The sequence below is a fragment of the Spirosoma areae genome (assembly GCF_054781775.1).
Genome location: NZ_BAAGTT010000026.1, coordinates 65,258 through 77,496, shown reverse-complemented (window position 1 = coordinate 77,496; position 12,239 = coordinate 65,258). Strand labels below are relative to the sequence as shown.

Sequence of the window (12,239 nt, the reverse complement as noted above, 5' to 3'; positions counted from 1 at the left end):
CTCAATTATCTACTCATACGCAATGCGGCTCAGGATGCTTCGGCCAAGCGTAATTTCGTCGGCATATTCGAGGTCGCCCCCAATGGGAACGCCCCGCGCAATGGTCGAGATTTTAAGGCTGAACGGCCTGAGTTTCTTTTGCAGATAAAACGCCGTGGTGTCGCCTTCCATCGTGGGGCTAATGGCCAGAATAATCTCACGCACCTGTTCGCCTTCAGCTCCGCGCAGCCGGGTCATGAGCGAGTCGATCTGCAAATCGCTCGGCCCAATGCCCTCAACCGGCGAGATAATGCCCCCCAGCACATGATACAGCCCTTTGTATTGCGCTGTGTTTTCAATAGCCAGCACGTCGCGCGTATCCTCAACCACGCAAATCAGCGACTGATCGCGCTTGTGACTGGCGCAGATCGTACACAAATCATGGTCAGAAAGATTGTGGCATTTCTGGCAATACTTCACCCTGGTCCGCATAGCCGTAAGACTCTGGGCCAGCGTTTCGGTTTGTTCTTCGTCGCGTTTAAGCAGGTGAAGGACCAGCCGGAGGGCGGTTTTCTTACCGATTCCGGGCAGTTTCGACACCTCGTTCACCGCGTCTTCTATAAGTTTGGAGGGATATTCCAAGAGTTAGTTGTTTAATGCATAATGTACAATGAATAATGCAGAACGGCTGATCTCATCATACATTATTCATTATTCATTTAATTAAGGACTTCCGCTGAGATGCCGCGTCGGCAGATTTCGTTACGCATGGGCACCAGTTCCTCCCATGACCCATTTTTGACGGAGCATTTGCCTTTGTAGTGGATCAGCAGCGTACATTGTTCAGCCTGTTCGGGCGTATGCTGACAAACATCGATCAGGGTGTCGATGACGTGCTCGAACGTGTTCACGTCGTCGTTGAATACCACAAGGTTATGAACGTCGGTTTCAACGGTCTCGTCGAGCACATCGACATTAGTTGACCAATCGTTTTCTTCAAAAGGTTGCATGGGAGTGAAAAGCGTATTTACTTAGCAAATTTACGGTAAAATGACCACTTTTGAAATAGCATTATCCCGCTTTAGTAGAACCCCATTTCGGCCTGAAAAGTTGCCTTACCCTGCATGAACACCACCCTCGCGTTAGTGATTCTAATTGTCTATTTCGGGATGCTGATCACCGTTTCGTTCTACACAGCCCGGGGCGCCGACACCACCACGTTTTTCACGGCCAACCGGCAATCGCCCTGGTGGTTAGTGGCCTTTGGCATGATTGGCACGTCGTTGTCGGGGGTCACGTTTATTTCGGTGCCGGGTGCGGTGGGCAAAATCGGCTTTTCCTACTTTCAGGTCGTGCTGGGCTACATTGTCGGCTACTTCGTTATCGGCTCGGTGCTCATGCCGCTTTACTATCGGCTGAACCTGATTTCGATTTATGGCTACCTCGAAAAACGCTTCGGTTTCTGGTCCTACAAAACGGGAGCAGGTTTCTTTCTGCTGGCCCGAACCGTTGGCTCAGCCGTCCGGCTTTATGTGGCTGCCGGTGTGCTGCAACTGGCCCTGTTCAATGGGCTGGGCGTTCCGTTTGAGGTATCAGTGCTGATTACCATTGGCCTCATCTGGCTGTACACCTTCAAGGGGGGTGTTAAAACCATTATCCTGACCGATTCGCTCCAGACCATCTTTTTGATCACCGCTGTTGTGCTTACGATTGTGCTCATCTCCCAGAAATTGGGGCTGTCATTCAGTGGATTAGTGCAAACGGTGAACGACAGCTCGATGTCGCAGGTGTTTTTCTGGGATGGCAACGACCCGAAGAACTTTTTCAAGCAGTTTATTTCGGGGGCGTTTATCGCCATCGTGATGACCGGATTAGACCAGGATTTGATGCAGAAAAATCTGACCTGCAAAAACATTGGCGAAGCGCAGAAAAATATGTTCTGGTTCACGCTCACGCTTGTTTTCGTGAACTTCCTGTTTCTTTCGCTCGGTGTGTTGCTCTACGTTTACGCCCAGCGGGAAGGCATCGCCATACCGGCCCGCACCGACGATTTGTACCCCCTGCTGGCCCTGAATCACCTCGGGCTACTGGTGGGCATTACGTTTCTGCTGGGCATCACAGCCGCGACCTACGCCAGCGCCGACTCCGCCCTGACCGCCCTGACAACGTCGTTCTGTGTGGATTTTATGAACGTCGAAAAACGGCCCGAAGCCGAGCGGTCGCGGATCAAGCACATTGTCCATATTGGCTTTTCGCTGCTGTTCTACGTCGTCATTCTGATTTTTCGGCAGGTAAACAGTAAAGAAGTGATCACGGCGGTATTCGACATTGCGGGCTACACATATGGCCCCCTGCTGGGACTGTATGCCTTTGGCATGTTCAACAAACGCCCGGTGATGGATCGCTTCGTGCCGTTTATCTGCCTTGCTTCACCCGTGCTGACCTACATTGTCAACGAGAATTCAGCCGCCTGGTTTGGCGGATACCAGTTTGGTTTTGAGCGGCTGCTCCTCAACGGGTTATTCACGTTTTTGGGCTTGTGGGCGGTATCGAGACCGGTAACGAAAGCAGAACCGGCAATGGCGTAGCGTATACAAACCAGTATATTTGTAAAAACCGAACAAGTTATGTCAACGACACAAATCCGGGAACGATTTCACTCGCTTATCGACCACATTACCGATGCTGATCGGCTCAAAAATTTATATGATGCCCTGGCTGATGCTAACACAGTCCCTCAGGAGATTACCGAGGAGCTGACAATCAGACAACAGCAACAGTTAGAGATGGCATTGGAGCAGGTTCGGAACAGCGAGGTAATTTCTCATCAGCAAGTAAAACAAGAGATTGACGAATGGCTGTTGAAATAATCTGGAGCCGTCAGGCAAAAGAGGATTTTAAAGCTATCCTCACTCATCTTAAAACTAACTGGTCCGACGATATAGCCGATAACTTTAAAGAAACTGCGTACAGGAAAATTGAGTTACTGGAATCTATGCCAGAAATGGGTATTGCATCGGCTCTGTATCCAACGGTTCGCCGAATACTACTCTCGAATTATAACGCTCTATACTATCAGTACGCCCCGAATAGCAGCGTTGTTTTCCTGCTAAGTATATTTGACACAAGAGCGAACCCAACTGAAAACCCATATAATTAGCCTGTTGTGAAAACGCTCCTTTTCTTGCCCTTCCTGCTATTCGCCTTCCCCGCCACGGCTCAGTTCTGCTTTTCGCCGGAACGACCGCAGGTTGGACAAACCGTGTCGTTTACCTACACGCCCCAAACAACGCCGTTGGCCAAAGACACTACCCTTGAGGGCCGATCCGTGCGCTTTGGAGCGCCAGCCACCATGCAGCAGCTCAGTCGCCCGGCAACCCTGACGCTGGTGCGACAGGGCAACGACTACATCGGAGAGGTCTATATTCCCAAAAAAGACGTGACCGGCACGATGCTGTTTTTTCGGAATAGTAAACAGCCACAGCGCACCGACCTGAACAAAGGGCAGTGTTATGTTATTCCGGTCTGCGATGCCAATGGTCGAATTGTTCCCCATGCGACGGGTGGGCAGGCCTCGGTCTTTACGCGCAGCCATTTTCTGAACGAAACCGGCGCCCGCTTCGACCCCAACTGGGTCGTCACGCTCTACCAGCACGAACTGCTGCAAAACCCGGATTTGCGCCCGCTTTACTGGTCCGATTTACTGGCCGCACAGATTAAACAGAAAAAACCCGGTTACGGACCGAACGTAAAAGCAGGCATCGAATCGTATCTGGCTTCCCGCCCCGCGCCTTCGACTGCCGAACTGGCTGCTGCTATTCAGTTGTACGAAAACATGGGCGACTTTCCTAAAGCGACGGCCCTGCGCGAACGCCAGAAAACACTGGAACCCGCCGGTTCGCTGGTGCAGAAAGACCGGGCAATGGCCATTCGGAACGAACCCGACTGGCCGCGTAAAAAAGTCGCTTTCCAGTCATTTCTGACCGAGTTCCCAACCTCAACGCATTTACCGGCTCTTACCGTTCTACTGACCGACGGATACTTTAAGAACAACGACATCCGGGGCTTAGTGGCGTTTGTTGAGCAACAACCGGCGTCGTTCATCGACGTGCTGATGCTCAACACGATGGCATTTCAGTTAGCCGACGAACGGCGGTCATTACCCGAAGCCGAGCAGTTGATTAAACGGGCCATGACGGTGCTGAAAGCCGCTCCCAAACCCCGAAACGCACCGGGCAACTGGGACGCTGAAAAACCAGTCCGGCAGCGGCAGTTGATGAATACCTACGCCCATACACTGGAACAGCAGAACAAGTTTGCCGACGCCTACACGGCCTATCAGGAAGTGATTGTGTCCAACGACGTTGAGAACAGCGACCCGCGCACCAACGAACGCTATTTCCTGTGTGCGCTTCGCACCAATCATGCCGCCGATGCCCGCGCCTATACGGAGTCAGCAATTCAGGTCGAAAAAGCCACGACCAATTTAAAAACTGCCCTGCGCGACTGGTATGCCAAACAACCCGGCAATACTCCGGCGAAAGCGGATGCCTATTTAGCCGAACTCGAAGCGGATATAAAGGCCGACCAGCGCGACGAGCTTCAGCAAAAGCTCATCAACGAACCGGCCCCGGCCTTTGCCCTCACGGACCTGCTGGGGCGCACTATCTCGTCGTCGGCTTTTAAAGGCAAAGTGATTGTGCTGGATTTCTGGGCAACTTGGTGCGGGCCGTGTGTAGCTTCGTTTCCGGCGATGCAACAGGCGCAAACTCACTTCCAAAACGACCCGAATGTGCGGTTTTTGTTCGTCAACACCCGCGAGGGCGGCCCCTTGCAGCGGGTGCATTCGTTCATGGACAAACACCCGTATAACTTTGTCGTGCCCCTCGACAGCCAGCAGAAAGTTGCCAACGCCTACAAGGTCCTGGGCATTCCCACAAAAGTGGTGATTGGCCCGAACGGTCGGGTTCGCTACCGGCACGTTGGCTACTCCGGCGACCCCGAAACAACCGTGAACGAGTTGACGCTGGTGGTCGAAATGCTGAAAGAAGGCAAGTAATTCAACCTCTTTGCGCGAATTAGCACATTATAGATGTAAACAAATTTTTTTGACAGGATTACAGGATTTTTCAGATTCCTTAAATCCTGTAATCCTGTCAAAAAAAGAACTTCTCTCATACCAACCAGTCAACTTTTATGCACGCTGGACGAAATTATACGTTAACCGAGTTTCTGTTCTGGACCCGCCAGAATTTGTACTGGCTGCTGGGCATCAACATTGTCGTCACGTTTTTCTATGAAGTAGTGGGTTTAACCTGGTTAGGAATGCCCTGGGTGCCCATTGCGCTGCTGGGTACGGCAGCCGCGTTCATTGCCGGGTTTCGCAACAACGCTACCTACGCCCGCGCCTGGGAAGCCCGCCAGATTTGGGGCGGCATTGTCAATAGCAGCCGAAGTTTCGGCATCATGGCGCGTGATTTTATCCGTAGCCCGGCAACCTCTGCCGGTAGTTCTGCCGCCGTGCATCAGCAGTTGATTTATCGGCATGTGGCCTGGCTCACGGCGCTGCGGTTTCAGTTGCGCGAACCCCGCAAGTGGGAAAACACCATGAAAAGCTATAATGCGGAATATCGTCAGTTCTACAGCATTCCCGAACAGGAAAGCAACCTGACCGACGAACTCCGTAAGCTTTTATCGACCCAGGAGACCGATTATGTGCTGGGCAAAAAAAACCGGGCAACCCAGTTGCTGGCTCTCCAATCCAAACAACTCCGCGAGCTGGCCGACGATGGCTGGGTGGATACGTACCGATACATCGAACTGGAGCTGATGCTGAAAGAACTCTATGAGCATCAGGGGAAAAGCGAACGCATCAAAAACTTTCCCTATCCGCGTCAGTTTGCCACCATCAACGTGCTGTTTATCCGGCTGTTTGTGCTGCTGGTTCCCTTTGGGCTGCTCAAGGAATTCGACAAACTCGGCGATCACACCGTTTGGCTGACCATTCCGTTTGGGGTGCTGGTGTCGTGGGTATTCATGAGTTTAGAGCAGGTTGGCGAAAGCACTGAGAACCCCTTTGAGGGAGGAGCAAACGATACGCCCATTACCTCCATGAGCCGCACCATCGAAATCGACCTGCGCGAAATGCTCGACGAAACCGACATCCCGCCTGCTATTCAGCCAGTAAGGAATATTTTGATGTAGCCGCTAAACCTAAAAGGTCTTGGAGACCTTTTAGGTTTGGTTGTTTTCCCGCTAGGGCCCCAAAAACGCGAAGACCTTGCCCTGATAGCGGGGTAAGGCTAAACTCTTCCGAATAAGTACAAACGATTGATAGGCACTCGAAGCGGCCGCTACATGATCGAGCCAGGCCGGAATGTCTCCGCCGGGGTCGAACCGGCACGTATAGATGACCCGCATTTGCTGCTTTGTCACCTGCTGAACCTGCCAAACGGCTAACCAGTCGGCAATGCGTACCGTGCCAGAATTCGTGGCGACTGCGCCGGGCACGGGCACCCCAACGCCCCGTACCTGTAGGAGTTTAGAAGCCGGGTCATGGGCAAAGGTTAGCCGAACGGCCATATCGCGGTCGCTCACGGGCCAGGGCAAGGCGCTCACCACATAATAGAGCAGTTCGGTCTCACTGACGCGCCGGATCAACTGCGCTGATTTGGTTTTGTAGATGACGTTCCGATAATTCGGGATGTCTGACAACAAGGCCACTAACTGGCTCTGGGTGCCAGCCAGCGTACACTCTACCTTTAACTCGGTTGACTTACTGCCGGGTGCGCGCCGGGAATACACCAGAATCTGGTCTTTGTCTTTTTCTAAACGCCACCCCTCCTGCGCCCAAACCGTTGCTGTACTTAAACCAAAACCGCTAAAGACTACGCCCAGCCAGCAACTTAATCGAAACAAATTCATACTGTATTTACGCCTGTTCATCAACGCTCTCCCCTGATTATTCACAGAATAAACGCTGAGGTTGTTGGTTTTGTTGGCAGTTAACACTTACCGAAACACCATCGGTCGTCCTTCCTGTGGTATGATAAACCGCTCTTCGGCTACCTTTTTCTCCCGCAGCGCTTTCCGTACATCGTTGGCGGGTTCGGCCAGACCATCGTCGCCCTGCTGAAAGGTGCCGAAGTGAATACCGACGGCCTGCAACGCATTTAAATCGACAAATGCCTGCACAGCCCCGGCGGGCGACACATGCACCGGGGCCATAAACCACTCGGGCCGGTAGGAACCAATGGGTAGCAACGCCAGTTTGATGGGCGCACCGGCCTGTTCGGCAATGCGCCTGAAATGAGACCCGTAGCCGCTGTCTCCGCAAAAATACATCACACCAAAACTCGTATGGAGCAGATAGCCGCACCAGAGGGTTTCATCGCGGTCGCCCAGCCCCCGGTTGCTGAAGTGCTGCGCCTGCGTGCAGGTCAGCCGGAGTTTGTCATTGATTTGCAGGGTATCGTTCCAGTCGAGTTCGCGGCTCGTTCGCCCACCCACCGATTTGGGCAGATACGACACACCGAGGGGCGTTATGAACAGCGGGTTATGTGCTTTCACTAAGTTCTTTATCGTGGGCAGGTCGAGGTGGTCGTAGTGATTGTGGCTCAGTAGCACGACGTCGATGGGCGGCAGTTCCTCAAACCGCAGTCCGGGCGGACGCTTACGCTTGATACCTAACCACGATGTCGGCCCCACCCGCTTCGACCAGACGGGGTCGGTCAGGATATTCAACCCGTTCGTCTGAATCAGAAACGTGGAGTGATTCACAAATGTGAGCACCAGACTGTCGCCCTCGATGCGCGTGGCGGGCCGGGCGCCCACAAAGGCATCGGGTTGTTGGGGCCAGGGGCCTTTGTCGCGGTTGAGCAGCCACTTCAGCACCCCTCCGGCGGTTCGTTCGGGCATGCCCGGATTGAAAAATTTCTTACCGTTAAAATGGTCGGTGATGGGGCCTTTGTAGCGCGGGGCGCAGGCGGATATAGTCAGGAGCAGGCAGAACAGCAGCAATGCAGTGGGCATAAGCATCAGGCGGAATTTGTCAAAAGTAATAGATCCGCACCGGCAGATGATTAGGATGGTTATGATTTAATCAGCGTTAATCATAACCATCCTAATCATCCGCCTGTCCGCCGACGGTCGGCCGCTGCCGTGCGGTTCCATTTCAATCACTTTGGCCAGATCAGCATCGGTTGCCGTAAACCAATGATTGTCAATGATTAAAACCTATTGTATCTTTGACTTATCCTATTCCGTTGCTGACTTGTACTGCTTATGCCCTCTTCTATCCGTGTCTTGCTAACCGACGACCACGAAATTATTTTAGACAGTTTATCCTTACTACTGAGCCGTATCGACAGCGTGGAGGTTGTTGGCACGTTAAATGACAGCCGGCAGGTCGTTGACTTTTTACAGGAGCATGAGGTCGACGTGCTGTTAACCGACATGGACATGCCCAATCTCGACGGCATCAACCTGACGCTTCAGGTACGGCAGCATTTCCCGCAGCTTAAAATTCTGATGCTGACCGTTTCCGAAGACGCCGACAAAATCCGGGAGGCTTTCCGGGCGGGCATTTCGGGGTACGTCATGAAAAAAGCCGGTAAAGCCGAGTTGGAAAAAGCCCTGCGAACCATTGCACGGGGCGAAAAATACTTCTCCGAATCGGTTATGACACAGTTGATGGCACTCCCCATGACCACCATTCGTCAGACCGACGAAGCACCGGGGCCCCTAACGCCCCTCACCGACCGCGAAATCGAAGTCATCCACCTCGTAGCGCAGGAACTCTCCACCAACGCCATTGCCGATAAGCTATTCATCAGCCCCGGAACGGTCGAAACGCACCGACACAACATACTCCGCAAATTAGGCGTCAAAAACTCAATTGGCATTATTAAGTATGCGGTGAAGCACGGGTTATTATGACGGGCGGATTATGAATAGTGACAAGGCATTGGGGCTTTGATGGCTTTGCAAGACACAACCACAAAGTACCCTTAACTAACAATAACATCAATGATGCAAACAATCTTAGGAGCCGGTGGCGCAATAGGCACAGAGCTTGCCAAAGTCCTGCCCGCCTACACAGCTACCATTCGATTAGTCAGTCGCAACCCGAAAAAGGTAAATCCAACGGATACCCTGTTCCCAGCTGATCTATCCATAAAAGAACAGGTATTTAAGGCTGTTGAGGGAAGCGAAATCGTTTACTTAATGGTTGGATTTGACTATAATACAAAGACCTGGCAACAAATGTGGCCGCCACTCATCAAAAATGTAATTGACGCTTGCTTGCAGTATAACGCTAAGCTTGTTTTCTTCGACAACGTTTATGCTGTCGGTGGCGATAATGTCAGGCACATTACCGAAACGTCACCCATTAGCCCGACGAGTAAAAAAGGAGAAGTTCGGGCAGACGTTGACAAACTAATCGTAGACGGTATTGAGAAAAAGAAACTGAATGCAATAATCGCCCGCTCTGCCGATTTTTTTGGAGGAATAAAGGATAAAAGTATATTGATGAATACCGTTTACGATAACCTGGAGAAAGGTAAAAAAGCCCAGTGGTTCTGCAATGCAAAGGTCGTCCACAGTTGTAGTTATGCACCCGACCTCGCCACAGGAACGGCACTACTTGGGAATACGAAGGATGCGTATAATCAAATCTGGAATTTACCGACCGATCCGCAAAAAATAACGGGCGAGGGATGGATAAATTTATTTGCAGCGGAGATGAATACAAGCAATAGCTATCAGGTTTTACCCGGTTGGGGCATACGGGCAATTGGGCTTTTTGTGCCGATACTACGCGAAATGTACGAAATGCGTTACCAGTATGACCGTGACTATTTCTTCGACAGTGCCAAGTTTAACAAGCGGTTTGATTTCACAGCAACAACGAATGAACTGGCTGTGAAACAAATAGTTAATCAACTGATGAACAAAAAATAGGGGAGTAATTGCCCTACGCAGCAACCGGAATCTGAATCGTCACGCACGTCCCGCCCTGCGCTGGATTTGAAATCAGATACGTGCCGCCCAGCCGCTCCAACCGCGACTTAATGTTCTGAAGGCCAATCCCATCCTGACTTTTTCCCGGCTGCATACCCTGCCCATCGTCCTGAACAGTCAGGTCCAGAAACCCATTCTGACGCGACAACGCTATGTCGGCCTGCTTAGCTTTGGCGTGTTTGAGAATGTTATTGACCAATTCGAGGGTGATGGCGTAGAGTTCGTAAGCCGTTTTGCCCCGCACGTCCGCCCCCGACTTTTCCACTTCCAGCAGAAACCGGGTCCGGTTCTGAACTTTCAGCGTGTCGGTCAGTTTGATGAGCGCGGCCTGAAGCCCTTGTTTCTCAAGTATTTCGGGCATCAGGTTGTGCGAAATAGACCGGATATCGTCATACACCTCGCCCATTTGGTCCAGTAATCGGATGTGTTCGCTTTGCTGAGCCGTATCGAAGTGCGACGTATCGAACGCTTCGAACCGCCATTTCAACGCCGACACTTTAGAGGCTACGCTATCATGCAGTTCACTCGCCACCCGTTTGCGTTCGAGGGTTTGGCCCCGGTATAGAGCCGCTTCGATTTCGGCGTTCTTCCGGGATAATTCTTCATTTTTAATTTTGAGCCGGCGGTAGTTCCAGAACACGAAACTGAGGATTCCCGCGCTTAGTAACAGCAAGGTAATCAGCAGGTTACGGGTTTTCGCCAGGTTATCATTTTCCAGTCCCTGAATCCGGGTTTGCTGCTCGGCCTGCTTCAGCCGAACGCCCTGCTGTTTTTTCTCAAAATCATAGGTCATGCTGGCAACGGTGGCCTTCTGCATGGCCTCTGCGTTGAGCATGGTGTCGGCTTCAGCTTTGTAGCGTTTGAAATAAGCGAGGGCTTTGGCGGGTTGGCCCAGATGGTCGTAGGCTTCGGCTAACTGGCGCAGGTATTCGGTTCGTTCCGGGAGCATTTCCCGCACCCCTTCGGTCCACTCCAGACCCGTTCGGGCGGAGGCAGCCGCCCGGTCGTACTGTTTGCGGGCTAAATAGATTTTCCCGAAATTACTCTGGGAATTATGCTCCATGGCTTCCTCCGTTTTCTCGACGGTATTGCGGTAGGTCTGCTGCGCCAATCTGCTGTATTCCATCGCTTTATCGTAGTTTTTCAGGTGAATGTACATCCGGCCAACGGCGGCATAGGCCCTGGCCAGCGTGCTGGGCTGATACGGTTCCTGGTAGAATTTCACTTGCTGAAGGTACAACGGCAAGGCTTGAGCATACTGCTTCCTCTTCTCTAAGATTTCGCCTTTCCGGCCAATCAGAAACGTTTTTACGAGATTGTCGTGCAGACGGCCGGCTACTTTTTCGGCCTCGTTGAAACAGACCATCGCTTCGGCATACCGGTTGATTTTCAGGTACACGGCACCGAGGTTGGGCAGCGTGGCCCGCAGGCTTTTCCAGTCCTGAATGGATTCCTGAATACGCCGGGCGTTGAGCCACAAATTAATGGAGGCCACATAATTTCCCTCGCCCATCTTCATAATCGCCATTTCGTTGTAGACCTGCGCTTCCCATTTCCGGTCGCCCGCTTTCCGAACCGTTTGCAGTGCTTTTTCCAGCAACGCCCTTGCTTCAGGAAGCTTGTTCATGATGTTCTCGTACAACTGCGCCCGCCGGAGAAATACCTGCCCCTGCAACGACAAATCCTGAAGGGCAATAGCCATTTTCTGGGCAGTATCTAACTGAGCGTGAGCCGATTTAGCATCCGACAGGTAATCAGCCTCGATGCGGGCCAGCGCAATCCGGGCGCGAATCTCTCCCGTCGTGTAATGGGTCTGTTTCGCTACCTGCATGGTTTGTTTGAGGGTTTGGCGGGCCAGCGAGTCGTGGCCATTCCACCACAAATTGGTGGCCAGTTCGTGCAAGGTTTTCACCCGGTTGCTGTCCAGAGGTAGTTTGGTCAGTTGGTTCCGTAACGAATCAATGATTGGATTCTGGGCAACGACGACGGTGCAGGTCAGAAAGAAGAGGAAGAAGTAGCGCATGGGCATAAAGGGTGAATGAGCATTCCCGTGGCCTGTGAGGACAAAGGCCACACTACCGGATGGCGGCCGACGCTTCGGTTGGGGGTGGTTGGCCGTCAGCAAATAACCATTTAACTACCTCAATAGCAAGGGATAACACAAATCTATAGGAAAACCTATAGATGAAAAATATAGGTTCGCCAGGGCGCAAATCCGGGCATTCCCCGATTTCCCA

12 protein-coding genes are annotated in these 12,239 nt (G+C 52.1%); 7 read left to right on the top strand and 5 right to left on the bottom strand.

The genetic code is table 11. The annotated features are described in order from the left end of the window. Window positions 1-9 precede the first annotated feature (9 nt). Both recR and ACYVI1_RS13195 read right to left on the bottom strand, forming a co-directional pair. Complete coding sequence (recR, locus tag ACYVI1_RS13200) at window positions 10-621, bottom strand: recombination mediator RecR (RefSeq protein ID WP_460910804.1); 612 nt, start codon at window positions 619-621, stop codon at window positions 10-12. Between the two features lie 77 nt (window positions 622-698). Further along, complete coding sequence (locus ACYVI1_RS13195) at window positions 699-989, bottom strand: ATP-dependent Clp protease adaptor ClpS (protein ID WP_460910801.1); 291 nt, start codon at window positions 987-989, stop codon at window positions 699-701. Between the two features lie 114 nt (window positions 990-1,103). Here ACYVI1_RS13195 and ACYVI1_RS13190 point away from each other — a divergent pair, with 114 nt between their 5' ends. From ACYVI1_RS13190 to ACYVI1_RS13170, 5 genes are all read left to right on the top strand, one after another. Continuing rightward, on the top strand, window positions 1,104-2,567 hold the full coding sequence (locus tag ACYVI1_RS13190) for a sodium:solute symporter (RefSeq protein WP_460910798.1): 1,464 nt from the start codon (window positions 1,104-1,106) through the stop codon (window positions 2,565-2,567). A 39-nt stretch (window positions 2,568-2,606) separates the two neighbouring features. Then, window positions 2,607-2,849 (top strand): hypothetical protein, encoded by a 243-nt coding sequence (locus tag ACYVI1_RS13185; protein WP_460910795.1) that lies wholly within the window; start codon window positions 2,607-2,609, stop codon window positions 2,847-2,849. Continuing rightward, on the top strand, window positions 2,834-3,139 hold the full coding sequence (locus ACYVI1_RS13180; protein ID WP_460910792.1) for a type II toxin-antitoxin system RelE/ParE family toxin: 306 nt from the start codon (window positions 2,834-2,836) through the stop codon (window positions 3,137-3,139). Before ACYVI1_RS13185 ends, ACYVI1_RS13180 begins: the two co-directional genes overlap by 16 nt. Before the next feature lie 6 nt (window positions 3,140-3,145). Next, window positions 3,146-5,038: a TlpA family protein disulfide reductase gene (locus ACYVI1_RS13175; RefSeq protein ID WP_460910789.1), complete on the top strand. Its 1,893-nt coding sequence runs from the start codon at window positions 3,146-3,148 to the stop codon at window positions 5,036-5,038. 137 nt (window positions 5,039-5,175) lie between these two features. Beyond that, window positions 5,176-6,183 carry a bestrophin family protein gene (locus ACYVI1_RS13170; protein WP_460910786.1) on the top strand — a complete coding sequence of 336 codons (1,008 nt, stop codon included), beginning with the start codon at window positions 5,176-5,178 and terminating at the stop codon, window positions 6,181-6,183. A gap of 51 nt (window positions 6,184-6,234) precedes the next feature. Here the strand turns inward: ACYVI1_RS13170 and ACYVI1_RS13165 are convergent, their stop codons facing one another. Then, window positions 6,235-6,903: an SRPBCC family protein gene (locus ACYVI1_RS13165; protein WP_460910783.1), complete on the bottom strand. Its 669-nt coding sequence runs from the start codon at window positions 6,901-6,903 to the stop codon at window positions 6,235-6,237. A gap of 87 nt (window positions 6,904-6,990) precedes the next feature. Continuing rightward, window positions 6,991-8,010 carry an MBL fold metallo-hydrolase gene (locus tag ACYVI1_RS13160; protein WP_460910780.1) on the bottom strand — a complete coding sequence of 340 codons (1,020 nt, stop codon included), beginning with the start codon at window positions 8,008-8,010 and terminating at the stop codon, window positions 6,991-6,993. Between the two features lie 252 nt (window positions 8,011-8,262). Between ACYVI1_RS13160 and ACYVI1_RS13155 the strand changes: the two genes are divergently transcribed. Beyond that, entirely contained in the window at window positions 8,263-8,916 is a 654-nt protein-coding gene (locus ACYVI1_RS13155; protein ID WP_460910777.1) for a response regulator, read from the top strand. Window positions 8,917-9,006: 90 nt separating this feature from the next. Further along, window positions 9,007-9,942, top strand: coding sequence for an NAD-dependent epimerase/dehydratase family protein (locus ACYVI1_RS13150; protein ID WP_460910774.1), 936 nt, complete (start codon window positions 9,007-9,009; stop codon window positions 9,940-9,942). Between the two features lie 13 nt (window positions 9,943-9,955). On the opposite strand, the gene ACYVI1_RS13145 is transcribed toward ACYVI1_RS13150, so the two are convergent. Then, on the bottom strand, window positions 9,956-12,025 hold the full coding sequence (locus ACYVI1_RS13145; protein WP_460910772.1) for a tetratricopeptide repeat-containing sensor histidine kinase: 2,070 nt from the start codon (window positions 12,023-12,025) through the stop codon (window positions 9,956-9,958). Window positions 12,026-12,239: the final 214 nt, after the last annotated feature.